At 70.5% G+C, this 24666-nt stretch carries 27 protein-coding genes; 6 read left to right on the top strand and 21 right to left on the bottom strand.

The window, feature by feature from the left end:
- Position 1: 1 nt before the first annotated feature.
- From R6Y94_RS06150 to nucS, 3 genes are all read right to left on the bottom strand, one after another.
- Positions 2 to 403 carry a hypothetical protein gene (locus R6Y94_RS06150; protein ID WP_412102695.1) on the bottom strand — a complete coding sequence of 134 codons (402 nt, stop codon included), beginning with the start codon at positions 401 to 403 and terminating at the stop codon, positions 2 to 4.
- A 115-nt stretch (positions 404 to 518) separates the two neighbouring features.
- Positions 519 to 2069 (bottom strand): hypothetical protein, encoded by a 1551-nt coding sequence (locus R6Y94_RS06145; RefSeq protein ID WP_318394785.1) that lies wholly within the window; start codon positions 2067 to 2069, stop codon positions 519 to 521.
- Between the two features lie 198 nt (positions 2070 to 2267).
- Positions 2268 to 2927, bottom strand: a complete 660-nt coding sequence (nucS, locus tag R6Y94_RS06140; protein ID WP_318394784.1) for an endonuclease NucS — start codon at positions 2925 to 2927, stop codon at positions 2268 to 2270.
- Positions 2928 to 3000: 73 nt separating this feature from the next.
- On the opposite strand from nucS, the gene R6Y94_RS06135 reads away from it, so the two are divergent.
- From R6Y94_RS06135 to R6Y94_RS06125, 3 genes are read left to right on the top strand one after another with little or no spacing between them, the layout of a single operon-like run.
- Complete coding sequence (locus R6Y94_RS06135; RefSeq protein WP_318394783.1) at positions 3001 to 3636, top strand: DUF4126 domain-containing protein; 636 nt, start codon at positions 3001 to 3003, stop codon at positions 3634 to 3636.
- A 3-nt stretch (positions 3637 to 3639) separates the two neighbouring features.
- The gene (locus R6Y94_RS06130) at positions 3640 to 4488 is read left to right on the top strand and encodes an ABC transporter ATP-binding protein (protein ID WP_318394782.1); all 849 of its coding nucleotides are present in this window, start codon (positions 3640 to 3642) and stop codon (positions 4486 to 4488) included.
- Positions 4485 to 5342: an ABC transporter permease gene (locus R6Y94_RS06125; RefSeq protein WP_318394781.1), complete on the top strand. Its 858-nt coding sequence runs from the start codon at positions 4485 to 4487 to the stop codon at positions 5340 to 5342. Before R6Y94_RS06130 ends, R6Y94_RS06125 begins: the two co-directional genes overlap by 4 nt.
- A 337-nt stretch (positions 5343 to 5679) precedes the next feature.
- Here R6Y94_RS06125 and R6Y94_RS06120 read toward each other — a convergent pair whose 3' ends face one another.
- Positions 5680 to 6528: a 3-hydroxyacyl-CoA dehydrogenase family protein gene (locus tag R6Y94_RS06120; RefSeq protein WP_318394780.1), complete on the bottom strand. Its 849-nt coding sequence runs from the start codon at positions 6526 to 6528 to the stop codon at positions 5680 to 5682.
- Between the two features lie 156 nt (positions 6529 to 6684).
- The gene (locus R6Y94_RS06115; RefSeq protein WP_318394779.1) at positions 6685 to 7245 is read right to left on the bottom strand and encodes an NAD(P)H-dependent oxidoreductase; all 561 of its coding nucleotides are present in this window, start codon (positions 7243 to 7245) and stop codon (positions 6685 to 6687) included.
- A gap of 106 nt (positions 7246 to 7351) precedes the next feature.
- On the opposite strand from R6Y94_RS06115, the gene R6Y94_RS06110 reads away from it, so the two are divergent.
- The gene (locus R6Y94_RS06110) at positions 7352 to 7846 is read left to right on the top strand and encodes a MarR family winged helix-turn-helix transcriptional regulator (RefSeq protein ID WP_318394778.1); all 495 of its coding nucleotides are present in this window, start codon (positions 7352 to 7354) and stop codon (positions 7844 to 7846) included.
- A gap of 20 nt (positions 7847 to 7866) precedes the next feature.
- Here R6Y94_RS06110 and murA read toward each other — a convergent pair whose 3' ends face one another.
- Entirely contained in the window at positions 7867 to 9315 is a 1449-nt protein-coding gene (gene murA, locus R6Y94_RS06105; protein WP_318394777.1) for a UDP-N-acetylglucosamine 1-carboxyvinyltransferase, read from the bottom strand.
- Between murA and R6Y94_RS06100 the strand changes: the two genes are divergently transcribed.
- On the top strand, positions 9314 to 9886 hold the full coding sequence (locus R6Y94_RS06100) for a cob(I)yrinic acid a,c-diamide adenosyltransferase (RefSeq protein ID WP_318394776.1): 573 nt from the start codon (positions 9314 to 9316) through the stop codon (positions 9884 to 9886). The two genes, murA and R6Y94_RS06100, sit on opposite strands and share 2 nt — an antisense overlap.
- A 424-nt stretch (positions 9887 to 10310) precedes the next feature.
- Here the strand turns inward: R6Y94_RS06100 and R6Y94_RS06095 are convergent, their stop codons facing one another.
- Positions 10311 to 11072, bottom strand: a complete 762-nt coding sequence (locus R6Y94_RS06095; RefSeq protein WP_318394775.1) for a response regulator transcription factor — start codon at positions 11070 to 11072, stop codon at positions 10311 to 10313.
- Positions 11069 to 12265, bottom strand: a complete 1197-nt coding sequence (locus R6Y94_RS06090; RefSeq protein ID WP_318394774.1) for a sensor histidine kinase — start codon at positions 12263 to 12265, stop codon at positions 11069 to 11071. Before R6Y94_RS06090 ends, R6Y94_RS06095 begins: the two co-directional genes overlap by 4 nt.
- Positions 12266 to 12431: 166 nt before the next feature.
- Here R6Y94_RS06090 and R6Y94_RS06085 point away from each other — a divergent pair, with 166 nt between their 5' ends.
- Positions 12432 to 13130 (top strand): SAM-dependent methyltransferase, encoded by a 699-nt coding sequence (locus R6Y94_RS06085; protein WP_318394773.1) that lies wholly within the window; start codon positions 12432 to 12434, stop codon positions 13128 to 13130.
- 173 nt (positions 13131 to 13303) lie between these two features.
- On the opposite strand, the gene R6Y94_RS06080 is transcribed toward R6Y94_RS06085, so the two are convergent.
- The 13 genes from R6Y94_RS06080 to R6Y94_RS06020 all read right to left on the bottom strand — a co-directional run bounded on the left by R6Y94_RS06080 (position 13304) and on the right by R6Y94_RS06020 (position 24621).
- Complete coding sequence (locus R6Y94_RS06080; protein WP_107260442.1) at positions 13304 to 13744, bottom strand: DUF2550 domain-containing protein; 441 nt, start codon at positions 13742 to 13744, stop codon at positions 13304 to 13306.
- 12 nt (positions 13745 to 13756) lie between these two features.
- Complete coding sequence (locus R6Y94_RS06075) at positions 13757 to 14038, bottom strand: F0F1 ATP synthase subunit epsilon (protein WP_318394772.1); 282 nt, start codon at positions 14036 to 14038, stop codon at positions 13757 to 13759.
- An 89-nt stretch (positions 14039 to 14127) separates the two neighbouring features.
- The gene (locus tag R6Y94_RS06070) at positions 14128 to 15255 is read right to left on the bottom strand and encodes an LCP family protein (protein ID WP_412102701.1); all 1128 of its coding nucleotides are present in this window, start codon (positions 15253 to 15255) and stop codon (positions 14128 to 14130) included.
- Between the two features lie 298 nt (positions 15256 to 15553).
- Complete coding sequence (locus tag R6Y94_RS06065) at positions 15554 to 16690, bottom strand: LCP family protein (RefSeq protein ID WP_318395065.1); 1137 nt, start codon at positions 16688 to 16690, stop codon at positions 15554 to 15556.
- A gap of 356 nt (positions 16691 to 17046) precedes the next feature.
- Positions 17047 to 18483 (bottom strand): F0F1 ATP synthase subunit beta, encoded by a 1437-nt coding sequence (atpD, locus tag R6Y94_RS06060; protein WP_318394771.1) that lies wholly within the window; start codon positions 18481 to 18483, stop codon positions 17047 to 17049.
- On the bottom strand, positions 18483 to 19415 hold the full coding sequence (locus R6Y94_RS06055; protein ID WP_318394770.1) for a F0F1 ATP synthase subunit gamma: 933 nt from the start codon (positions 19413 to 19415) through the stop codon (positions 18483 to 18485). Before R6Y94_RS06055 ends, atpD begins: the two co-directional genes overlap by 1 nt.
- A 9-nt stretch (positions 19416 to 19424) precedes the next feature.
- On the bottom strand, positions 19425 to 21077 hold the full coding sequence (atpA, locus tag R6Y94_RS06050) for a F0F1 ATP synthase subunit alpha (RefSeq protein WP_318394769.1): 1653 nt from the start codon (positions 21075 to 21077) through the stop codon (positions 19425 to 19427).
- An 83-nt stretch (positions 21078 to 21160) separates the two neighbouring features.
- Positions 21161 to 21982, bottom strand: coding sequence for a F0F1 ATP synthase subunit delta (locus R6Y94_RS06045; protein ID WP_318394768.1), 822 nt, complete (start codon positions 21980 to 21982; stop codon positions 21161 to 21163).
- The gene (locus tag R6Y94_RS06040; protein WP_318394767.1) at positions 21982 to 22551 is read right to left on the bottom strand and encodes a F0F1 ATP synthase subunit B; all 570 of its coding nucleotides are present in this window, start codon (positions 22549 to 22551) and stop codon (positions 21982 to 21984) included. The genes R6Y94_RS06045 and R6Y94_RS06040 overlap by 1 nt, the downstream gene beginning before the upstream one ends.
- 27 nt (positions 22552 to 22578) lie before the next feature.
- A complete protein-coding gene (locus R6Y94_RS06035) occupies positions 22579 to 22818 on the bottom strand; it encodes a F0F1 ATP synthase subunit C (protein WP_318394766.1) in 240 nt (79 codons plus the stop codon).
- Between the two features lie 92 nt (positions 22819 to 22910).
- A complete protein-coding gene (atpB, locus tag R6Y94_RS06030; protein WP_318394765.1) occupies positions 22911 to 23711 on the bottom strand; it encodes a F0F1 ATP synthase subunit A in 801 nt (266 codons plus the stop codon).
- Positions 23712 to 23723: 12 nt separating this feature from the next.
- Positions 23724 to 23954 (bottom strand): AtpZ/AtpI family protein, encoded by a 231-nt coding sequence (locus R6Y94_RS06025; RefSeq protein WP_318394764.1) that lies wholly within the window; start codon positions 23952 to 23954, stop codon positions 23724 to 23726.
- 205 nt (positions 23955 to 24159) lie between these two features.
- Positions 24160 to 24621, bottom strand: coding sequence for a hypothetical protein (locus R6Y94_RS06020; RefSeq protein WP_318395064.1), 462 nt, complete (start codon positions 24619 to 24621; stop codon positions 24160 to 24162).
- Positions 24622 to 24666 lie beyond the last annotated feature (45 nt).

The following is a 24666-nucleotide window of genomic DNA, read 5'->3' as shown; positions in this document are numbered from 1 at the left end:
CCTACACCGAGTCGACAGAGCAGGGCCGGAGCCCGGTGGACAGGCTGGCAATCGCGCTGTACGCCGCCGGCGTCAGGTCGATGATCCGGTTGGTGCCACAGGACGAGCCGCAGCAGGCGCGCTCACCGCAGAACAGGTCGGTCTGCGGTCCGCAGTCGGCGATCGACGTGCCGACCCGGGCTCCGTTGCAGAGGTTGGTGGTGTAGTGCACGAACCCGCAGGTCCGGCGCGCGAGGCTGGTGCCGCAGACATCGGGCCGGGTGATCGCGAGGCAGGCGGCCGAGGCGTTCGGCCAGGCGTGCTGGAAGTTGCCGGAGGTGCAGGTGCCGCAGGCACCCCGCCCGGTCGACGCGCACGGGCCCCAGGCGCTGCCGCAACAGAACCAGGACACCTCTCCGGTCACAGCTACCATGATCGGTCCTCCCTTCGGGGGTTAAGGGAAACGACGTTGATCAATATTGACGATAATTATTACGGCGGAAATCCACACAGTCAATCGATGTAACTGAAAGTTTTCTTCAGCTTCGGTCGGTGGCGCCGTGCCGCTGGCCCGGGGGGCGCCCGTACCGCTGGCCCAGCCAGCCCGCCAGGGTGGTACCACCCAGCGCACCGGCCAGCCCGACCAGCGCGGCCAGCCGGTACGGCAGGATGCCGTACGCCCAGCCGGCGAAGGGCGCGAACCAGGCGACGCCGGCCGAGAGCCCGGCCAGCACCATCAGCCCGAAGCGCAGTGCCCGGAGGGCCATCGCCGCCATCACGAGCAGGGCGATGGCGGCAGGCAGCGCGAGCACCGGGCCGAGCAGGACGTCCACCCGGGCGTACTCACCAAGGGGCCCCGCGCTGTCCGAGGCCGCAAGGCCGAACACGGTGATCAGGCAGCCCACGCCGAGCAGCACCAGCGGCGAGGCGACCGGAAGTCCGCCCCGCCGGCCCGCCAGCACACCGCCCGCCCCCAACGCCAGCAGGATGACCAGCAGGCCGAGCACGAGCTCCACGGCGAACGCCGAGAGGTCCAGCCGGATCGGTTCGGCCGGTCCGGCCGAGTCGCCGTACAACGGGAAGGCGATGCGGGCCCAGCCGCTGTCCGGAGAGCGGACCGCCGCGCCGTCCCGGCCGTTGGCCACCACCACCAGGTGTCCGGCCGCCGCCGGCTGCACGACCAGGGCCAGCGAGGCGAGATTCACCTCCGGATCGCCGAGGTCGTCGTAGACCCGGCTCAGGTAGCGCCGCCGCTCGTCCGCGACCTCCCAGGCGGTACGCCAGGTGGCGCCGCCGTCCACGGACTCCTCGACCCGCAGGCGCCCCGGCACGACCCGGTAGCAGCGGGCCGGCTCGTCCGGGACGCAGCCCTGGCCGGTCCCGGCGGGCTGCCTCGACCGTTCCGCCTCGAAGCTCGCCTGCTCGTCCGGGCCGAGCGACCGCCAGGCTTGCCCGTCCCGCTCGCCGATCCACCACCTCACCGGCTCCCGCCACTCGCTGCCGCCGCCGTTGACGTTCGCCTGGCCCAGGATGACCGAACCCCGCCACGTGGTGACCACGGAAACGTCCGGATAGGTCGGGGCGGAGGTGGCGGCGACCGCCAACACGGCGGCCGGCACCATCACCAGTACGCCGAACCGGCGTGCCCGCCCGCGCGTCAGCGGACGGCACCGGACCCGGGTCCACACCCAGCCGGCGAGGCCGAGCGCGGGCAGCGCGACGAGATCGGTACGGTCGGCCAGGATCACCGACGGTCCGGTGAGCTGGCCCCACCCGGCGGAGGCGGCGACGGCCCCGGCGGAGGTCGCCTTCACCACGACGAATCCCAGCCCGACAGCGCCGATGCCGCCGAGCGCCACCAGCCGCCCGGACATCTCCGGCGCGAGCCCGGCGAAGAGGCTGGCCAGGAGCGGGGGCGCGACGACCAGCCCGGCGAGGTCGCTGAGCTTCCCGGTGACCGGTCCCGGGTACGCGGCCTTGAGGAGGTGGTCGTTGACCACCAGCGCGACGGTCGCCAGGACGGTCATCGGGTGGGCGAGCCAGGCCAGCATCACCGGCAGGCTGCCGCGGGTACGGATGTCGGCGTCCATATCGGACAACCATGCCGGCCAGTAGTCACGCTACCGGCACCATCGGGTCGCGGTCGTGCGCCGATAGCGACACCGTCAGGTCGCGAGCCGGTGACGGATTCGCCACGGTCGCCACGGTCGCCGCAGGCTCCGGCCGGCGCGGCCGCGCGCAGCCGGTACGGCCGGTCGCGTCCGGCTCAACGGCCGCGCGCGTCCGGCTCAGAAGAGCGTAAGCTCGTCCTTCTCGATGCCGCGCAGCCGGTCGTAGTTCACCGCCACGCACCGGATGCCCCGGTCGGTGGCGAGCACCCGGGCCTGCGGCTTGATCTCCTGCGCGGCGAACACCCCGCTGACCGGTGCGAGCAGCGGGTCGCGGTTGAGCAGCTCCAGATAGCGGGTGAGTTGTTCCACCCCGTCGATCTCGCCGCGCCGTTTCACCTCGACCGCCACGGTGGCTCCGGCACCGTCCCGGCAGAGCAGGTCGACCGGACCGATCGCGGTCATGTACTCCCGCCGGATCAGCGTGAACCCGTCACCCAGCTCGGTGGGGGCGGCGGCCAGCAGTTCCTGGAGGTGCGCCTCCACACCGTCCTTGCGCAGCCCCGGGTCGACGCCCAGCTCGTACGAGGTGTCCTGGAAGATCTCCTCAAGGGTGATCCGCAACTCCTCGCCGGCCTTGTTGACGACCCGCCACACCCCGGGGGCCTCCTCCAGCCGGCACGGCGGGCTCATCCAGTTCAGCGGCTTGTACGCCCGGTCGTCGGCGTGGATCGAGACCGACCCGTCCGCCTTCACCATCAGCAACCGGGTCGCCAGCGGCAGGTGCGCCGAGAGTCGTCCGACGTAGTCCACAGAGCACCGCGCTATCACCAACCGCACCCGACGAGGGTAGCGGAGGGGTCCGGTACCACTGGGCGCGCCGTCCTGGCGCGTCGGTGCCATCCTGGTACCCGTGCTGGAAGCCCTCACCGGAACCGGCCTCGCGGCATCGGCCGGTCTCAACGCGTACATTCCGCTGCTCACCATGGGACTGCTCGCCCGGTACACCGACGTGGTGAACCTGCCCGGCGGCTGGCAGTGGATCTCCAACGGCTGGGTACTGGCGATCCTGGTGGTGCTGCTCGCCATCGAGGTGGTCGCCGACAAGGTGCCGGTGGTCGACCATGTCAACGACGTGGTGCAGACCCTGGTCCGGCCGACCGCCGGCGGGCTCGCCTTCGGGGCGGGTTCCGGAGCGGAGACGGTCACGGTCAGCGACCCGGGCCAGTTCTTCGGCTCCAGCCAGTGGGTGCCGGTGGTGATCGGCGTGCTGATCGCGCTCGGCGTGCACGGGGTCAAGGCGGCGGCCCGGCCGGTGATCAACGCCGGTACGGCCGGCTTCGGCGCCCCGGTGGCGAGCACCGCCGAGGACGCGACCAGCGTGGTCTTCTCGCTGACGGCGATCCTGCTGCCGGTGCTGGTCCTGCTCTTCCTGCTGGTCGTGCCGCTCTTCGTGATCTGGGTGGTACGCCGGCGCCGGCGCCGCCGGGCGGCGCGGCGGGCCACCCGACCCGGTGACCGGTACGACGAGTCCGTCACGCATAGTTGACCCGTGGCAGAGCAGCTCGCGATCTCCGTACGGGGGTTGCGCAAGACGTACGGCGGGACGGTCGCCGTGGACGGCGTCGACCTGGCCGTGTCCCGGGGTGAGGTCTTCGCCCTGCTCGGCCCGAACGGTGCCGGCAAGACCACCACGGTCGAGATCCTGGAGGGATACCGCCGCCGGGACGCGGGCGAGGTCAGCGTGCTCGGCGTCGATCCGGACCGGGCGGACGGGCAGTGGCGGTCCCGGGTCGGCATCGTGCTCCAGGGCACCGGCGAGTTCGACGACCTGACGGTGGCCGAGGTGGTGCACCACTTCGCCGGCTTCTACCCCGACCCGGACGATCCGGACAAGGTGATCGAACGGGTCGGGCTGGCCGGCAAGGCGACGGCACGGACCCACACCCTCTCCGGCGGGCAGAAGCGCCGGCTGGACGTGGCGCTCGGCATCGTCGGCCGACCCGAGCTGCTCTTCCTGGACGAGCCGACCACCGGCTTCGACCCGGAGGCCCGCCGCGAGTTCTGGGAACTGATCCGGGATCTGGCCGCCGCCGGCACCACCATCGTGCTGACCACGCACTACCTGGACGAGGCCGAGGCGCTCGCCGACCGGGTCGCGGTGATCACCGGCGGACGGCTGGTCGAGGTGGCCGCTCCGGCCCGACTCGGCAACCGGGCCGACGCGCTGGCCACGGTCTCCTGGCGTACCCCCGAGGGCGCCGTGGAACGCGCCGAGAGCGCGACGCCGACGGCGCTGGTCGCGGAGCTGGCCGCGCGGTTCGGCGGCGAGGTGCCGGGGCTGACCGTGACCCGGCCCACCCTGGAGGATGTCTACCTACGGATGATCGGGCACCGATGAGCACGTCGACCACCGCACCGGAGACCGCCGGCAGGCCACCGGAGTCCGCGCCGGCCCGGCGGGTCGGGCCGGTCGCGCTCGGCCTGCGGCAGGGCCGGCTGGAGGTACGCCAGTTCCTGCGCAGCCGCGAGTCCGTGGTCTTCACCATGCTCTTCCCGGTGGTGATGATCCTGATCTTCGCGTCGATCTTCAAGGGCGAGATCGGCGGCGGAGTCCGGTTCACGCAGTACTTCGTGACCGGCATGATCGCCACCGGCCTGATGACGGTCGGCTTCCAGAGCCTGGCCATCCAGATCCCGATCGAGCGGGACCGTGGCGTACTGAAGCGGCTGCGCGGCACCCCGATGCCGAAGTGGGTCTACTTCGTCGGCAAGATCGTCATGGTCGCCGTGATCGGCCTCGCCGAGACCGTGCTGTTGCTGGCCGTCGCCGCGCTGCTCTTCGACCTCACCCTGCCGCAGACCGCCGGTAAGTGGTTCGACCTGCTCTGGATCTCCGCCCTCGGCATCACCGCCTGCACTCTCTGCGGCATCGCCTTCTCCTCGCTGCCCCGCACCGGGCGCGGCGCGTCCGCCACGGTGACCCCGGTGGCTCTGGTGCTCCAGTTCATCTCCGGGGTCTTCTTCGTCTTCACCGACCTGCCGAGCTGGATGCAGCAGGTCGCGGCGATCTTCCCGCTGAAGTGGATGTGCCAGGGCCTGCGCTCGGTGTTCCTGCCCGAGTCGTTCGGCGCCCAGGAGCCGGCCGGCTCCTTCGAACTGGGCCGGGTCGCCCTGGTACTCGGCCTCTGGTGCGTCGTCGGCCTGGTGCTCTGCCTGACCACCTTCCGCTGGACCAGCCGCCGCGACGGCTGACCCCGGGCTGCCACCGGCTGGTCTGCTGCCCGCCCGCAGCCGTAGCCGCGGCCCGGAGACGCCCGCCACCAGGCCGCATCCACCAGGCCGCACCTCCCGACCGAGGCATCCCTGCTCCGCACACTGTCGAGTTGGGCGCACAGGCGGGGCACGACAATCGGGACATCGCTCGCCTCGAACGGGACATCGCTCGACCCGAAGCGGTGGGCGGGCGCACAGGCGGGGCAGTTCGACAGCGGCGAAACCACACACTGCCCGCTCCGCCGGCCAGGCCAACGGCAGCGCGTGGTCCAGGCGCGTGGTCCAGGCAGGCGCCCCGATCATCACAACCCGGCGCTCAGTACGAGTAGAAGCCCTTTCCGGTCTTCCGCCCCAGGTCACCGGCGGTGACCATCCGTTGCAGCAGCTCCGGTGGGAAGAACTTCTCGTCGGCGGTGTCGGCGTAGATATTCTTCGTCGCGTGCAGCAGCACGTCGGCGCCGGTCAGGTCGGTGGTGGCCAGCGGCCCCATGGCGTGCCCGAAGCCGAGCTTGCAGGCGATGTCCAGGTCCTCCGGCGAGATCACCCCGGACTCAACCAGCTTCACCGCCTCCATCACCAGGGCGGTGATCAGCCGGGTGGTGACGAAGCCGGCGATGTCCCGGTTGACCACCACGCAGGTCTTGCCGATCTCCTCGGCGAACGCCCGGGCGGTGGCCAGCGTCTCGTCGCTGGTCTTGTAGCCCCGGACCAGCTCGCAGAGCTTCATCATCGGGACCGGTGAGAAGAAGTGCGTGCCGACGACCGACTCCGGCCGGCCGGTGGCCGCCGCGATCTGGGTGACCGGGATGGCCGAGGTGTTGGTGGCCAGTACCGCACCGGGGGCACAGATCTTGTCCAGCGCCCGGAACACCTCCTGCTTGATCTCCAGCCGCTCGAAGACCGCCTCGACCACGATGTCGGCGTCGGCCGCCGCCTCCAGCTCGGTGGTCGGGGTGATCCGGTGCAGCGTCGCCTCGACCTCGTCGGCCTCGATCGTGCCCTTGGCCGCGAACTTCTCCAGCGACGTACGGATGCCGGACAGGCCGCGGCGGGTGGCGGCGTCGTCGAGGTCGCGCAGGGTGACCTGCCAGCCCGCCCGCGCCGCGACCTGGGCGATGCCCGAACCCATCAGACCGGCCCCGATGACCGCGAGTCGACCCGCCATGTGCTCACTCCTTCGGCTGGTTTGTGTCCTCGCAGAGCACCTTAACGGTCGACCCGACCACCGCTACCCGCCGGTAACAGGTGCGCGGCGGCGGCATCCGGGGGCACGTCCGCCGGAGCCGCCGGCCGACGGTGACCGCCGCGGGGCCGCGACGGGTCAGCTGGCGCGCAGCGGCGCGAGCGCGGTGCTCCAGGCGACGGTCTGGTCCAGTACGACGCCGAGGGCGTCCGCCTGGTGCGAACCGGGAATGAAGACGCTGTAGTTCTCGAAGTCGGTGTGCAGTGAGAGCGCCACCTGGGCCCGTACGTCGGCCATCATCAGCTCACCGGCGATCAGACGCAGGTGCTCGACCGCCCGGGCCCCGCCGACGGTGCCGTAACTGACGAACCCGACCGCCTTGTTGTTCCACTCGGCGAAGAGGAAGTCGATGGCGTTCTTCAGGGCGCCCGAGGTGGAGTGGTTGTACTCCGGCGTCACCATGACGAACCCGTCGAACGAGGCGACCTTGGCGGCCCACTCCAGGGTGTGCGGGTTCGCGTACTGGCCCATGCTCGGCGGGATCGCCTCGTCGAGGTGCGGCAGCTTGTAGTCGAGCAGGTCGACCAGCTCGTACTCGGCGTCGGTGCGTTGCCGGGCGATGTCGTACACCCAGCGGGCCACGGCCTCGCCGTTGCGGCCGGGACGAGTGCTGCCCAGGATGATGCCAATTCTGGTCATTGCTGATTTTTCTCCTCTGAATTGCGCAGCACTCATGTGCTTGCCGCGTCAAGCAAATAACCCGATAGTTGCTTTGTCAAGCAACCGCCGTGCTAGTGTGTTCTCCATGACAGCCCCGTTGCCTCCGTTGAGCAGCGAGGAAGAAGCCGTCGTCCGGGCACTGGGCCGGGCGATCATCGTCGTGCCGCGGGCCCTGGACGCCGACCTGACCCGCGAGCAGCACCTGTCGATCAACGAGTACAGCGCGCTGATGCACCTCTCCGAGGCGTCCGACCGCCGGATGCGGATGAACGAGCTGGCCACCGCCTGCGACCTCTCGCTGAGCGGAATGACCCGGATCGTCACCCGGCTGGAGCAGCAGGGCTTCATCGAGCGGATCCGCTGCGCCGAGGACGCCAGGGGCTGGAACGCCGTGCTCACCGACGCCGGGCTGGCCCGGCTGGAGGCGGCCTACCCGACCCACCTGGCCAGCGTCCGGCGGCACATCGTCGACCACCTCGACGGGCTGGACCTCGGGCAGCTCGCGGACGCGCTGCGCCGGTTCGCGACGACCGGCACCTGCGCGGAGCACTCGGACCCGGAGTCCCGGTCCGCCTCCTGAACTGGCCGGCCGCCGCCCGGTCACAACGTGAACGCCGGCTCTTCGGGAGCGGTCGCCCGCTCCACCTCGACCCCCAGGCTCCGCAGGTCGGCGATGAAGTCCGGATAGCCCCGGTCGACATGGTGCACGTGCGAGATCTCGGTTACCCCGTCGGCGCAGAGTCCGGCGATCACCAGGCCCGCACCGGCCCGGATGTCGGTGGCCCGCACCGGGGCGCTGGAGAGCCGCTCCCGGCCGCGCACCACCGCGTGGTGCCCGTCGGTCTTGATGTCCGCACCCAGCCGGGCCATCTCGTTCACGAACATGAACCGGCCGTCGAAGATGTTCTCGGTGACCAGCGAGGCTCCCTCGCTCACCGAGGCCAGCCCGATCGCCATCGGCAGCAGGTCGGTGGCGAAGCCCGGGAAGGGCAGGGTCACCACGTCCACCGCCGACGGCCGCCGGTCCAGTTGCACCCGGAACGCGTCGGTCCGGGTCTCGACCAGGCACCCGGCCGAGACCAGCTTGTCGAGCGCGATCTCCAGGAAGGCCGGGCTCGCGCCGGTCACCGTGACGTCGCCCCGGGTCATCGCCGCCGCGAAGGCCCAGGTGCCGGCGACGATCCGGTCGCCGACCGTGGCGTGCCGGACCGGGCGCAGCTCCGAGACGCCCTCGATGCGCAGCATGGAGGTGCCAGCCCCGTCGATCTTGGCACCCATCTGGGTGAGCATGGTGCAGATGTCCACGATCTCCGGCTCGCGGGCGGCGTTGTCGATCTCGGTGACGCCCCGGGCGAGTACCGCCGCCATCACCAGGTTTTCGGTGGCGCCGACGCTGGGGAAGTCGAGCCAGATCGTCGCGCCGTGCAGCCCCCGGGGTGCCGAGGCGATGACGAAGCCGTGCTCGCCGGAGATCTCCGCACCCATCCGGGCCAGCCCGGCCACGTGCATGTCCAGCCCGCGCGAGCCGATGGCGTCGCCGCCGGGGTGCGCCACCCGGACGTACCCGCGCCGGGCCAGCAGCGGGCCGAGCACGCAGATCGAGGCGCGGAGCCGGCGTACCAGGTCGTAGTCGGCCTCGGTGCCGGGATCCGTCGGCACGTCGATCGTCACCGAACAGGACCGGGGCGGGCCGCCGTCCCCGCCCGCCGCACCCTCACCCTCGTCGTCGGCGAACGACACCGCACAGCCGAGCCGGCGCAGCACCTCGGCCATGATCGCGATGTCGGTGATCCGGGGTACGTTCGTGATCACGCTCCGCCCCGGGGCGAGCAGCGCTGCCGCCATCAGTTTCAGCGCGGAATTCTTGGCACCCACGACGTGCACCTGGCCCTCCAGCCGGGCGCCGCCACTGACTCTGATCACGTCCACGTCGCAAATCGTAGAGTCGTCCGCCCCACCCGGCCCGGTGCCGTCCGGCCAGCCCTGGCCGGTTCCCGGCTCGGGCCGGGCCGGCGTCGCCGGGCTCGACGTCCGTACGCTGTTCGTCATGGCCGTCCACCTCACCCGCATCTACACCAGGACCGGCGACGCCGGCACGACCAGGCTGAGCAACAACGAAGAGGTCGCCAAGACCGACCCGCGGATCGGCGCGTACGCCGACGTCGACGAGTGCAACGCGGCGATCGGGGTGGCGCTGGCCCTCGGGCAGCTCGACGAGGACCTCCGCACCGTGCTCGGCACGATCCAGAACGACCTCTTCGACGTCGGCGCCGACCTCGCCACCCCGGTCGAGCCGGAGCCGGCGTACCCGCCGCTGCGCGTCACCGAGGAGTACGTGCGGCGGCTGGAGGGCTGGTGCGACCGGTACAACGCCCGACTGGCCAAACTCGACTCCTTCGTCCTGCCCGGCGGCACTCCGGGAGCAGCCCTGCTGCACGTGGCACGCACGATCGCCCGGCGGGCCGAGCGCTCGGCATGGGCCCTGGTCAGCTCCGAACCAGATCGAACCAGCACTCTTCCGGCAAAGTATCTCAACCGCCTCTCGGATTTGCTGTTCATCCTGGCAAGAACCGCAAATCCGGCCGGAGATGTGCTATGGGTGCCCGGTGGCCAGCGCTGACCCGACCGGTCCCGGCGACGCCCCGAGCGGGGTGACCCCCGACCGGCCCTCCGTCCCGCCTGGCGGCTTGCACCACGTCGAGATCTGGGTACCGGACCTCGACCGGGCCACCACGAGCTGGGGCTGGCTCCTCGGCGAGCTGGGCTGGACGCCGTACCAGAGCTGGCCGGCCGCTCCTGGCGGCACGGCCCGACCTACCTGGTGCTGGAGGAGTCCCCGCGCTGTCGTCCCGGCGGCACGACCGGCTCGCGCCGGGCCTCAACCACCTGGCCTTCCACGCCGGCCCGCCCGCCGCCGTGGACCGGCCGGTCGCGCTGGCCCCCGGGTACGGCTGGTCGCTGCTCTTCGCCGACCGCCACCCGTACGCGGGCGGGCCGGAGAACTACGCCGGCTACCTCTCCCCTAGGGGCAGTCCCCGTCGGGATCAGCGGAACGCTGGCGGGACGGTGCCCGGAGTGCTGTCGTCGCGGGTGGTGCTGTCCCGGCCGGGTCCGTCCAGGCCGATCGGCCGGAAGTCGTCGTCGACCAGACCGAGCCGGTGCGCGACCACCGCGGCCTGGACCCGGTTGCGCAGCCCGAGCTTCTCCATCGCCGCCGAGACGTGCGTCTTGACGGTGGTCACCCCCAGGTGCATCCGGGAAGCGATCTCGGCGTTGGAGAGCCCGGCGCCGACCAGGGCCAGCACCTCGCGCTCCCGGCCGCTGAGCAGCCGGCGCCCCGACGGCCGTACGGCGTCGGAGCCGCGTTCGGTGTCCTCGGTGTGCGCCTGCAACGCCCGGTGCACGATCCGGGCCAGTACGGCCGGCGCCAGCAGCGGCTCACCCCGGGCGGCCCGGCCGACCGCGTCCACCAGGTCCTCCGGGGCGCCGTCCTTGACCAGGTAGCCGATCGCCCCGGCGCCGAGCGCCCCGTAGATGTTGGCGTCGTCGGCGAAGGTGGTCAGCACCAGTACCCGGGTCGCGGGATGCTGGTCGAGGATCCGCCGGGTGGCCTCGATGCCGTCCATCCGGGGCATCCGCAGGTCCATCAGCACCACGTCCGGGCGGAGCCGCTCGGCCAGCCGGACCGCCTCCCGCCCGTCGCCGGCCTCGCCGACGATGTCGAACCCGCCGGCGGTGCGGAGCAGCAGGGTCACGCCGGCCCGGACCAGGGCCTGGTCGTCGACGACGAGGACTCGTACGGTCACCGGGACCGCCCGGTCGGCTCCGCGTCGACCGCCCGGGCCGCCGGCTTCGCGCAGATCGCCGCCGTCTTCTCCCGGATCGGCAGGTGCGCGGCGAGCCGCCAGCCACCGCTGCCGGTGGGGCCGGCGAGCAGCGTGCCGCCGAGCAGCCGGACCCGTTCCCGCATCCCGGCCAACCCGTGCCCGGAGGGCGGCAGCAGGGACGGCCGGGGCTGCTCCGGGCCGGTGTCGAGCACCTCGACCAGCAGGCCGGTACCGTCCGGCCGGATGTCCACCGAGGCGGTCGCGCCCGGTCCGGCGTGCTTGAGCGTGTTGGTCAGCCCCTCCTGCACCACCCGTGCGGCGGTGGTACGCACCACCAGCGGCGCCTCGCCGACGTCGGTGGCCAGGTTCATCCGGACCGCCACCCCGGCCGCCCGGACCCGCTGCTCAGCGTCCATGATCAACTGCTCGGGCTCGATCGGCGGTCCGCCCGCCACGATCGCGTCCGGGTCACGCAGCACCTCCAGCAGCGCCCGCAGTTCGTCGAGCACCTGGCCGGCGGTGACCCGCAACTCCCCCAGCGCCTGCACCGCGTCGTCCACCCGGCCGGTACGCCGGGCCGCGTACTGCGCCGCGCCGGCCTGCAATGCGATCGCCCCCACGTGGTGCGCGACGATGTCGTGCAGGTCCCGGGCGATCGCCGCCCGCTCGGCCAGCCGGGCCGCCCGGGTCTGCACCTCCTGCTGCGCCTCGACCTCCCGGGCGCGCTCCTCGGCCGACTGGGCCACCCGGCGCACCCGGCCCAGATAGCGGGCCAGGACGACCGGGGCGACGGAGATCCCGAAGAAGCCGGCGAGCTGGACGAACCCCTGCTGCCCGGGAAGCAGCCCCTCGCTGTCGGGGCCGATCAGGTGGACCAGCAACGCCGCGTACGACAGCCCCAGCGCCACGGCGGTGGCCGGCCAGTTCGCGGCGTACGCGATGATCCCGAGCGCGGTCAGGGCGCCGAACTGGGCGACGTCGCCGCCCAGCGGGGCGGTCCAGTTGGCGACGCTGAGCAGCAGGCACTCGACCAGCAGCACCGGCCAGGGCCACCGGCGGGCCGCCACCAGGATCAGCCCGGCGGCCACCGTCAGCAGCAGTGGCAGCGGTTCGCTCCGCACCACGGGCCAGCCCAGCTTGGCCAGCCCGAAGGCGCCTCCGACCAGGCCCATCAGCACATCTGGCCACCATCTCCGCCGCACCCGCACGCCGCAACGATACGGAGCCGCAACTCCGGCTGCGACTCCTGCCACCGATCTCGGCGCCTCCTCCGAATGGCCGGGTACACCGGCCGGCCGGATGACATCCGAGATTGATCAGTTCGCCTAGCTTCGGTCCGTGCCCACCGAGATGATCTCGTTTCTGGCCCAGTTGGCCCGCGACCCCCGGGCGGTCGGTGCCATCGCGCCCAGCGGAACGCCGCTCGCCGAGCGGATCACCGCGACGATCCCCCGAAGCGGGCAGCCGCTGGTGGTCGAACTCGGCCCCGGCACCGGGGCGTTCACCCGGGTGATCCAGCGCCGGCTGGCCGGTCAGGGCCGACACCTCGCGGTGGAGGTCAACTCGACCTTCGCGGACCGGCTGGCCCGGGAGCATCCGGCGGTCGACGTGCTCCAAGCCGACGCCGGAGCGCTGGCCGGTCTGCTCTCCGAGCGGAACCTGCCACCGGCCGAGGTGATCGTCAGCGGCCTGCCGTGGGCCGTGTTCAGCGCGCAGAAGCAGCGGGAGATCCTCACCGCCGTCGTCGCGGCGCTCGCCGACGACGGGGTCTTCACCACCTTCGCCTACCAGCACGCCCGCTGGTCGCCGCCGGCCCGGCGGCTGCACCGCAACCTCCGGGAACTGTTCGAGGAGGTCGTGGTCGGCGGGACGGTCTGGGCCAACCTGCCGCCCGCGGTGGTCTACCACTGCCGGCGGCCGATCCGGCAACCGGCCGGATCGGCCGGCGAGGAGCGCGGCGGACCCGGTCGGCACCCCGGACCGGTCCGCCCGGGAACCCGCTCCGCCTCGCGCGGCCCGGAGCCGAGCCGCCCCTGATCCCCCGTCCGCTCCCCGCCCCGGCCGCCCGCTCGATCAGGCGGACCGGGGCACAGTCGTGCCGGGCGACGGGTTGGCGGCCGCCGGGAGGGTCGGCTTCGCCGCTCACCGGCGCAGAGTCGTGTCGGACCGACCGGTGACCGGCCGACGGGTGGCCTCGCCGCGAACCCGGCTCAGTCGCGGAGGACCAAATGAGAAACCGCCCCCGGAGGGGCGGACTCAAGCCAGGAGAGAAAACCGGTGACCGTGGACTTCGCCATCGCGATCTCCACGGGTGCCTGGTGACTGACACATCGCAGGATCACCCAGTCGGCGGGCATGATGAGCCGTTCCTGACCCTCGGGCAGCCGGCGGCGCTCCACCGCGAGGCCGCGCCGGGAGAGTACCCGCTTCGGCCGGAGCGCGAAGCTGAACATCCGGTACCAGCGGAGTTCGGTCTCAGCGAACCGCGCGAAGCCCGGCGACCAGCCGCGACCGTCGAGGATCGTCGAGACCCGCACGCTGAGCCGGATGATGCCGCCGGAACGGGTCATCAGGGCCCGCCGAACGAAGAGTGCCGCAACCGCGAGGAGCAGCACCAGGACGCCGATTCCGATCCAACGCAAGACCAGCATCGACGTGTCGGGTCAGCGGCTCGAGGACTCGGTCACCGGGCTGGCGCTCTCGGCCAGGACCGTTACCCCTGAGCTGGTCACCGAGAGGAAGCCGCCGTTCACGTCGTAGGCCAACTGCTCGCCGCCGGCCAACTTGATGCGTACCTGGCCGGGCTCGGCGAGCTGCCCGAGCAGCGGCGCGTGTCCCGGCAGCACTCCGAGCTCACCGTCGGTCGTCCGTGCGACGACCATCTCGGCCTCGCCCGTCCAGATCTTTTCCTCGACGGCGACGAGTTCGACCTGAAGCTGTGCCACGCTGTCTCCTTGCTGCGGCGGCGGGATTGTGGAAAGTCTAGTCCGGCTCCCGCCGCCGCTCCCAGCCGGGTGGCTCCGACCGGTACCGCTCACTTGACCTTGTTCAGCAACTCCGGATTATTGATCACAAAGCTGTCGACCGTCCCGCCCTTGATCGCGGCGAAGAACTCCTGCGCGATCGGCTTGAACTGCTCGCCCTTGTAGTTGTTGCCGGTGCCGACACCGCCCCCGGGCAGCTTGATCATCTGGATCGAGTCCGACCTCAGGTTGCGCAACGCAAAGCCGAAGTCGAGCAGCTTGTGCCCACGGCCGCTGAAGATCAGCGACTTGCCGGCCGCCTGGATCACCTTGTCCAGCTTGATCGGGTTGGTCACCACGTCCTTGCTCAGCGCCTGGTCGGCCATGGCCCGGACGAACTGCTGCTGGTGCCGCTGCCGGCCGTAGTCGCCGTCGGTCACCCCGTTTTCCGGGTACCGCTGCCGGACGTAGTCCAGGGCCTGCCAGCCCTCAAGGTGCCGGGTGCCCTTCTTGTACTGCGCCTGCGGGCCGACGTAGCCTTCCCCGACGGATTTGTGCGTCCGGTGCGTACCGTCCGGGCGGCGGTGCTCCGACTTGACGTTCTGATCGATGTACATCGTGACGCCGCCCATGGCATCGACGATCTTCAGGAAGCCGCCGAAGTTGATGATCGCGCCCGCGTCGAACCGCTTGATCCCGGTCACCTTGGAGACCGTCAGGGAGAGCAGTTCGAAGCCCTGGGCCGCGCTCGGCAGCTTCTGGCCGGGCACCTTGCTGCCGTACGACATCGCGGCGTTCAGCTTCGTCCGGTCGCCCGGGAAGTCGGCCTTGGCGAACCGGGGTATGTCGACCAGCAGGTCCCGGGGCATCGAGAAGAGGTACGCCGAGTCAAGCGTCTCGTTCACGTGCAGCACCATGATCGAGTCAGCCAGCGGCGGGGTCTCCGGCTTCCGCGGGTCGATGCCGACCAGCAGGATGTTGAGCGGGCCCTTGATGTCCGACTTCTTCTCCGCCGCCGGTGCACCGACGGCCTGGTCGCCGAAGAGGTCCTCCTCGGTCACCGCGCCCTCGAACCGGGCCAGCACCGCCTCCAGGCCGACCAGCACGCCGCCGCTGAGCACCACCAGCACGGCGCCGAGGATCGTGCAGAGCCGGGCCCAGGTCGGCACGGACGACTTCTTGCGCCGCCCCTGGATGATCGGCCGTCCGCCGCCCGACAGGTCACCCACCCCACCGTGGCCGATCAGTCCGACGTCGCCGTCCCGGCCGCGTTCCGACCGACCCGCCCGCCTGGTGGACCGGCCAGCGCCCTTGCCACCCTCGCTCACTGCATCTCCATCCGTCGCGCCCTGCGAATTCTGCGCCCGTCAATAAGGACGGGCCGACGGGGCGGAAATGTTGCAGAGACTAGCCATGGATCCTGGTGCCTGTGGCGCCGGTACCCGGCGCCCCGGCCGCACCAGCGCGGATGTCCCGGATGGCTCCGGCACCGAGCGGCTACTTCGCCTTGTTCAGTAGTTCGGGGTTGTTGATGACGAAGCTGTCGACGGTGCCGGCCCTGATCGCGGCGAAGAACTCGTCCGCGATCGGCTGGAACTTCTCGCCCCGGTATGAGCCGCCCTGGGTCACCCCACCACCCGGCAACTTGATCATCTGGATCGAGTCGGACCGGAGCCCGCGCAGCGCGAAGGCGAAGTCGACCAGGTCGTGACCGCGACCATTGAAGATCAGCGACTCGCCGGCCGCGCGGAGCACAGAATCCAGCTTGATCGGGTTGGTCACCACGTCCTTGCTCAGCGCCTGGTCGGCCATGGCCCGGACGAACTGCTGCTGGTGCCGCTGCCGGTCGTAGTCGCCGTTCGGCAGGCCGTACCGCTGCCGGACGTAGTCCAGCGCCTGCCAGCCCTTGAGGTGGGCGTTGCCCTTCGTGTACTGCGCCTGCGGCCCGGTGTACCCGCCACCACCCGGCTTCAGCGTGCGCATCTTGCCGTTCGGCTGCCGGTGCTCCGACTTGACGTTCGTGTCGATGTACATGTCGACGCCGCCCATGGCGTCGACGATCTTCTGAAAACCGTTGAAGTTGATGATCGCCCCGGCGTCGAACCGCTGGATGCCGGTCACCTGGGAGACGGTCCTGGAGAGCAGTTCGAAGCCCTGGGCCGCGCTCGGCAGCTTCCCGCCAGGCACCTTGCTGCCGTGCGCCATCGCGGCGTTCAGCTTCTCCGTACCACCGTCGTAGTCGGCCTTGGCGAAGGCCGGGATATCCACAAGCAGGTCCCGGGGCATCGAGAAGAGGTACGCCGAGTCCAGCGTCTCGTTCACGTGCAGCACCATGACCGAGTCGGCCAGCGGAGCCCACTCCGGCGTCCGCGGGTCGATCCCGACCAGCAGCACGTTCAGCGGGCCCTTGATGTCCGACTTCTTCTCCGGCACCGCGCCGGCCGCCTCGTCGCCGAAGAGGTCGGCCTCCCGCACCGCTCCTTCGTAGCGGGCGAGCACCGCCTCGAAGCCGACCAGCCCGGCGCCGCTGACGAGCACCAGAAGCGCACCGAGCATGGTGCAGACCCGGGCCCAGCGCGGCGCACTGGACCTGCCCGGGTGCCGCTGACCCGAGCCCGTCCGCCCGGGACCCAGCCGCTCCGGGCCAGGCTCGTCGGCGGCCGGGTGCCCCGACGTGGCGCGCCGCCGCTGCCGGGCCAACCGGTGGGTCCTGCCGCCCGACCGACCGTCCCCGCTGCCGCCTTCACCCACCAGACACTCCGTTCGTAGCACCCCGTGACCAGGACGGGCCCACTGCACAGAGACGTTCGCCGGTCAGCCGGGGTTGCGGGCCGCCCACGACGGTACCCGGCAAAGTCGGGTTACCAAAGCACCGGAACCGGATGAAGATCGAGCAAATCGACCAGAGCGCACTGGTGAACAGCGGGTGAAGACGCCGGAGCCGCACCGGCGACTGCCGGTGCGGCTCCGTACGCGTCCTCGCCGGTGAACTAGTCCTTCATCAGCTCACGGGCGTTGCGCTCCAGGTCGTCGAGCCCACCGCACATGAAGAAGGCCTGCTCCGGGAAGTGGTCGTACTCACCCTCGCTGATCTTCTTGAACGCCTCGACGGTGTCCTTGACCGGCACGTACGAGCCCTTGATGCCGGTGAAGACCTCGGCCGCGTAGGTGTTCTGGGAGAGGAACCGCTCGATCCGGCGGGCCCGGCCGACGGTGAGCTTGTCCTCCTCGGAGAGCTCCTCGATGCCGAGGATGGCGATGATGTCCTGCAGGTCCTTGTAGCGCTGCAGGATCCGCTTCACCTCGGAGGCGACCGCGAAGTGCTCGGCACCGACGAACTCCGGCGCGAGGATCCGGGACGAGGACGCCAGCGGGTCCACCGCCGGGTAGATGCCCTTGTCGGAGATCGACCGCTCCAGGTTGGTGGTGGCGTCCAGGTGGGCGAAGGTGGTGGCCGGCGCCGGGTCGGTGTAGTCGTCCGCCGGCACGTAGATCGCCTGCATCGAGGTGATCGCCTGGCCCCGGACCGAGGTGATCCGCTCCTGGAGCTCGCCCATCTCGTCGGCCAGGGTCGGCTGGTAGCCCACCGCGCTCGGCATCCGGCCGAGCAGGGTGGAGACCTCCGAACCCGCCTGGGTGAACCGGAAGATGTTGTCGATGAAGAGCAGCACTTCCTGCTTGTTCACGTCCCGGAAGTACTCCGCCATGGTCAGCGCGGAGAGCGCCACCCGGAGCCGGGTGCCCGGCGGCTCGTCCATCTGGCCGTAGACCAGCGCGGTCTTGTCGATGACGCCGGACTCGGTCATCTCGTGGATGAGGTCGTTGCCCTCACGGGTCCGCTCACCCACCCCGGCGAAGACCGAGGTACCACCGAAGTTGTTGGCGACCCGGGTGATCATTTCCTGGATGAGCACCGTCTTGCCCACACCGGCACCGCCGAACAGGCCGATCTTGCCGCCCTTGACGTACGGGGCGAGCAGGTCGATGACCTTGATGCCGGTCTCCAGCATCTCGGTCTTCGGCTCCAGGTCGGCGAAGGCCGGCGCCTTGCGGTGGATCTGCCACCGGTCGGCCGCCTCGAAGGTCTCACCCTCCTTGAGGTTGAGCACCTCGCCGATGGTGTTGAAGACCCGGCCCTTGACCGCGTCACCGACCGGCACCATGATCGGCGAGCCGGTGTCCCGGACCTCGGTGCCCCGGACCAGACCGTCGGTCGGCTGCATCGAGATCGCCCGGATCATGTTGTCGCCCAGGTGCTGGGCGACCTCCAGGGTCAGCGTCTTGGTGCCCCCGGAGAGGGTCACGTCGACGTGCATGGCGTTGAAGATTTCCGGCATGGCGTCGCGCGGGAACTCGGCGTCGACGACCGGGCCGATGACCCGGACCACGCGGCCCGTCGCGGTCTTGGTCTCTGAAGGAGCAGTCATCACACTTCACTTCCCGACGCGGCCAGCGCGTTGGCGCCGCCGACGATCTCACTGATCTCCTGGGTGATCCCGGCCTGGCGGGCCGAGTTCATCTCACGCGTGTAGGTTTCGATCATTTCCTCGGCGTTGTCCGTCGCGCTCTTCATCGCCCGACGACGCGAGGCCGACTCGCTGGCCGCCGATTCGAGCAACGCCGCGTAGATCCGCGTGTTGATGTATTTCGGCAGCAGCGCGTCCAGCAGCGCGTCCGCCTCCGGCTCGAACTCGTACGCCGGCAGCAGCCCCTCGGAGCGCGGCCGGTCCTCGACCTCCATCGGCCCGATGATCCGGGCCACCGGGGTCTGCGACATCAGCGACTTGAACTGCGTGTAGACGATGTGCAGTTCGTCGACGCCGAGCACGCCGTCGATCCCCGGGTCACCGCCCTCCAGGTCGTCCGCGCCGGAGACGAACGCCTTGATCAGCGTCTCGCCCACCTGCTTGGCGTCGGCGAAGGTCGGCTGCTCGGAGAAGCCCGTCCAGCTCGCCTCCACCTTCCGCTGCCGGAACCGGTAGAAGCCGACGCCCTTGCGGCCGATGACGTAGAGCACCGGCTCCTTGCCGTCGGCCTTCAACCGGGCGATCAGCGACTCCGCCGCCTTGATCGCGTTGGAGGTGTAACCGCCGGCCAGGCCGCGGTCGCTGGTGACCACGACCACCCCGGCCCGGCGGACCTTCGGCCGGGCGGTGAGCAGCGGGTGGTCGATGGCCGCGTTGGACGCCAGCGCGGTGAGCACGCCGGTGATGGCCTGGGCGTACGGCAGCGACGCCGCGACCCGGGACTGGGCCTTGGCGAGTCGGCTCGTCGCGACGAGCTCCATCGCCTTGGTGATCTTCTTCATCGACTTCGCCGAGCGGATCCGTTGACGAAGAACGCGTACCTGGGCAGCCACCGGTCAGCCCTACTGCTTCTCGGCCGGGGCCGACTCGCCGCCGCGGTACCGGGTGACCGTCTCGCGGTCCTGCTCGCCCTCCATCGGCTGGGCCGGTGCCTCGTTGAGCCGCACCTCGTCCTCCTTGCCGAGGAACATCTGCTTAAACCGGGTGACGGCCTCGTTCAGCGCGTTGATGATGTCGTCGTCCCAGTTGTTGTCCGCGATCGACTGCATCGTCGGCTTGTACTGGTGGCGGAGGAACTCCAGGAACTCGGACTCGAAGCGCCGGACCTCGCCGATCGGGACGTCGTCCAGCTTGCCCTCGGTGCCGATCCAGACCGAGACGACCTGCTCCTGCACCGGGAACGGCGAGTAGTTGGTCTGCTTCAGCAGCTCGACCAGCCGGGCACCCCGGCTGAGCTGGTCCTGGGACGCCTTGTCCAGGTCCGAGGCGAGCGCGGCGAACGCCTCCAGCTCGCGGTACTGCGCCAGGTCCAGCCGGAGCCGGCCGGCCACCTTCTTCATCGGCTTCACCTGGGCGGCGCCGCCGACCCGGGAGACCGAGGTACCCACGTTGATCGCCGGCCGGACACCCTGGTTGAACAGGTCGGTTTCCAGGAAGATCTGGCCGTCGGTGATCGAGATCACGTTGGTCGGGATGAACGCGGAGATGTCGTTGCCCTTGGTCTCGATGATCGGCAGACCGGTCATCGAGCCGCCGCCCATCTCGTCCGAGAGCTTCGCGCAGCGCTCCAGCAGCCGGGAGTGCAGGTAGAAGACGTCACCCGGGTACGCCTCGCGGCCCGGTGGGCGACGCAGCAGCAGCGACACCGCCCGGTACGCCTCGGCCTGCTTGGTCAGGTCGTCGAAGACGATCAGGACGTGCTTGCCGGCGTACATCCAGTGCTGGCCGATGGCCGAGCCGGCGTACGGGGCGATGTACTTGTAGCCGGCCGGGTCGGAGGCGGGCGAGGCGACGATGGTGGTGTACTCCATCGCGCCCTGCTCCTCCAGCAGGCCCTTGACCGAGGCGATCGTCGAGCCCTTCTGGCCGATCGCCACGTAGATGCAGCGGACCTGCTTGGCCGGGTCGCCGGAGCGCCAGTTGTCCCGCTGGTTGAGGATGGTGTCCAGCGCGACGGTGGTCTTGCCGGTCCGCCGGTCGCCGATGATGAGCTGGCGCTGGCCCCGGCCGATCGCGGTCATCGCGTCGATGGCCTTGATGCCGGTCTGCAACGCCTCGTTGACGCTCTGCCGGGCCATCACGTTCGGCGCTTGGAGCTCCAGCTCGCGGTAGCCCTCGTTGGCGATGTCGCCGAGGCCGTCGATCGGCTGGCCGAGCGGGTTCACCACCCGGCCGAGGAACGCGTCGCCGACCGGCACCGAGAGGACCCGGCCGGTCCGCTTGACCCGCTGCCCCTCCTCGATGCCACCGTAGTCACCGAGCACCACGACGCCGATCTCGCGGACGTCGAGGTTGAGCGCCAGCCCGAGGGTGCCGTCCTCGAACTCCAGCAGCTCGTTGGTCATGGTCGAGGGCAGGCCCTCGACGTGGGCGATGCCGTCACCGGCGTCGGCGACGGTGCCGACCTCCTCACGGGAGACGTCGGGCGAATAGGAGGAGACGTAGCGCTCCAGCGCGCCGCGGATCTCCTCCGACGAGATGGTCAGCTCGGCCATCCTCTTCTTCCTCTATTCAGGGCCCGGTTAACCGGAACGGCGTGGATGTCTTTCTCGGCGCTACGCGGAGGCGTCAGTGGTGGTCAGCCCCGCGCGAGCGCGTTTCTGGTGTCGGTGAGGCGGCGCAGGATCGTGCCGTCGTAGAGGTCGGACCCGATCTGGACGCGCAGCCCGCCCAGCACGGTCGGATCCACCGTCTGCTTGACGCTGACCTCCCGACCGTATAGCTCGGTGAGCTTGCTACCCAACCGGCGCTCCTCCTCCTCGGCCAGCGGGGCCGCAACGGTGACGTACGCCACCTGACGGTCCCGCCGGTCAGCGGCCAGCTCGACCAGCCGGGTCAGCGCCCCGGAGAAGGAGCGCCCGCCGAACCCGGCGAGCGCGACCTCGACCAGCTTGATCGTCACCGGTCTGGCCTTGCCGGACAGCAGCGCACCGGTCAGCTCGGCCCGCTGCGCCACCGGCGCGATCGGGTCGGAGAGCGTGTTGCTCAGCTCCGCGTCGGCGGCGACCACCTGACCGAAGCGGAACAGCTCGTCCTCCACCTCGCCCAGGTCGCCGGCCCGGTCGGCGCTGGCCAGCAGCGCCTCCACCCCGAGCCGCTCGGTGCCCTCGAGTAGCTGGGACGGCGCCGACCAGCGGCCGGAGACCAGCACGCGGAGCAGCTCCCTGGCGTCCGCGTCGACCTTGTCGCCGATCACCGACTCCAGCAGTGCGGCCCGGTCCTCGCCGGCCCGTGCCGGGTCGGAGAGCGCCCGGCGCAGCCGCGGCTCGCGCCGCAGCAGGCCGGCGACCGACCCGAGGTCGTCACCGGTGGCAACGATCCGGTCCGCGTCCGTCTGGCCGGCGTACGCGTCGAGACGCTGCCGTGCGGCGGCGTACGACTCCCGGCTGGCGGCCTGCATCAGCTCGCCCGTACGGCAGAGCCGTTGGCCGAGCCGTTGCCGGCGCCGACGCCTTCCAGGTCGGCCAGGAACCGCTCGACGGTGCCCTTGCGCCGTGCCTCGTCGGCCAGCGACTCACCGACGATCCGGCTCGCCAGGTCGACCGCGATCGTGCCCACCTCGGTGCGCAGCTCGCGCACGATGGTGGCCCGCTCGGCGGCGAGCTGATCCTTGCCGGCCGCGATGATCCGGTCGGACTCCTCCCTGGCCTTGGCCAGGACGTCCTGCCGGATGCCCTCGGCGTCGGCCCGGGCGTCGTCGCGGATCTTCGCCGCGTCGGTCCGCGCCTCGGCGAGCTGTGCGCGGTACTGCTCGAGGAGCTGGTTGGCCTCGGCCTGGGCGGCCTCGGCGCGCTTGATCCCGCCCTCGATGGCGTCCACCCGAGCCTGGAAGGTCTGCTCCATCCGCGGGAAGACGAACTTCATCAGCATGAAGCAGAGGATGGCGAAGGCGATCGACCCGATCACGATCTCCCGCCAGTCCGGCAGGATCGGGTTGTGGGTAACGCCCTCCGCAGCCCAGTAAAGCATCAGAACCTCCCGGTTCGAGGAGTACGGCTAGACGCTGAAGGCGTAGCCGAAGGCGATGCCCAGCAGCGCCAGCAGCTCGATGACGGCGAAGCCGATCCAGACGTACGGCAGGGTGATCCGGGACGACTCCGGCTGCCGGGCGGTCGACTGGATGTAGGCGCTGAAGACCAGGCCGACACCGATACCCGGACCGATGGCCGCGAGGCCGTAGCCGATGGCGCTGAGGTTGCCGGTGATTTCAACGGCGGCGAGGGTCGACGACAACATTAGTTGGTTCCTCCTGGAATCACGCGTGAGGGCTCACGCGGGACGACAACGGGTGTGCGGTTGTATGCGGGTCGGTGTTCGTCGGGTGCGCGTCAGTGTTCGTCGGCGAGCGCGCCCTGCACGTAGCTGGCGGTCAGCACGGTGAAGATGTAGGCCTGCAGGACGATGACCAGCGCCTCCAGGAAGGTGATCGCGATCGACACCGCCCAGGAGAGCACCGAGATCGGCTTCAGGAAGAACGACTCCGAATTCAGCAGCACGAAGCCGCCCATCGTAAAGACCAGCAGGATGATGTGCCCGGCGAACAGGTTGGCGAACAACCGCAGCGCCAGCGACACCGGCCGGGCGATGAACGTCGAGAAGAGTTCGATCGGGATCAGCAGCGGCTGCATGAACCACGGCGCCGGCGGCATCAGTGAATGCTTGAAGAACTTTCCGAAACCGTGGTGCCGGATGCCCACCCAGATGAACATCACGTAACTGATGATCGCCAGGAGCGCCGGAAACGCGATGTGTGACATCGGCGAGATCTGGACGAACGGAATAATCTGCCACAGGTTGTTGATGAAGATGAAGCAGAACAGCGTGGCGAGGTACGGCGCGAACGCCACGCCCCGGTGCCCGATCATGTCGACCGCGATGCTGTTCCGGACGAAACCGTAGATCGACTCCGCGATCCACTGCTTCTTGGTCGGCACCAGCTGCGGCTTCCGGTAGGTAACCAGGAAGAAAATGATCGTGACGGCGGCGCCCAGCCATATGAGTGCGGTGAACTTGGTGAACCACACACTGTGCTCGCCCCACGGCACGATGCTCGGCAGAAAGAAATCCTCCACGCTGGGTGGAAACGGAACCTTGCCGTCCTCCGCCAGGACGATCGACTGTCCGATCACCGCGTCCCTTTCCTAGCTAGGGGTGCCGAGTCGGCGGATGACCAGGTAGACACCCCCGGCTCCGCCGAGCAGGAACCCGATCCCGGTGGCCAGGCCACCTGTTTCGAGCCACTGGTCGACCAACCAACCGATGCAGCCCCACACCGCCAGACCTCCGATGAGGTATGCCAGCGCGGTCCACCCCTCGCCGGCCTCGGGAGTGCCCGAGCCACCGGGGGGTTGGGGGGTTTGGTCACCGGTCATGACGGCCGAACGATATCAGCCGGGGATACGAGGCTGTGCCTCACCCCCCGCACAACCTCGTTGTGTGGGCCTCTGGGCGGGCGCGTCGTCTGTGGGCACGCTACTCCGGTTCCGCCACCGGGAAAATGACCGATCACTGACAGTTTCCTGTGCCGTCCCGTCAACGGGACTCGGAGCAGGCCCGACCCGAGGCTGGTGACCCGGATCACGCCTCGGGCGGCCGGTGCGTCCGTACGGCGTGCACGGTGGCCACCCACCAGATGTTCGCGCCGGTCCAGGCCACCACCCCGGCGAGGACTCCCCAGCCGAACGGCTCCAGCCCGGCCCAGCCCCGGCCGGCGACCCCGGCCATCACCACACCGATCACGCTGAACTTGGCGACGTACATCGCCACACCGAACGGCAGCACCAGGGTGGGATGGACGGAGTCGGCCCAGGCGATGACCAGCGTGGAAGCCAGATAACTCAGCGTGACCAAGCCGACCCCGGCCGCGGCACCGGCCGCGCCGATCCGGCCGCCCAGCAGCGCACCGAGCACGGTGGCCAGGACCAGCAGGCCCGCGGACGCCCCGAGCACCACCGGCAGGTGCGCCAGCCGCCAGTGCCGGTCCGCCGTGCCGGGCGCGTCGGCCGGCGGCGACCCGCCGGCACCGCCCGCGGCGGCCACCTCCGGCTCCGCCGGCCGGTCCGCCACCTCGACCGGCTCCGCCCG

It is taken from the genome of Plantactinospora sp. KLBMP9567, from assembly GCF_033446045.1.
GTDB lineage: Bacteria > Actinomycetota > Actinomycetes > Mycobacteriales > Micromonosporaceae > Plantactinospora.
The sequence above is the reverse complement of the archived record's forward strand: the minus strand, read 5'-3'. Positions and strand labels throughout refer to the sequence as shown.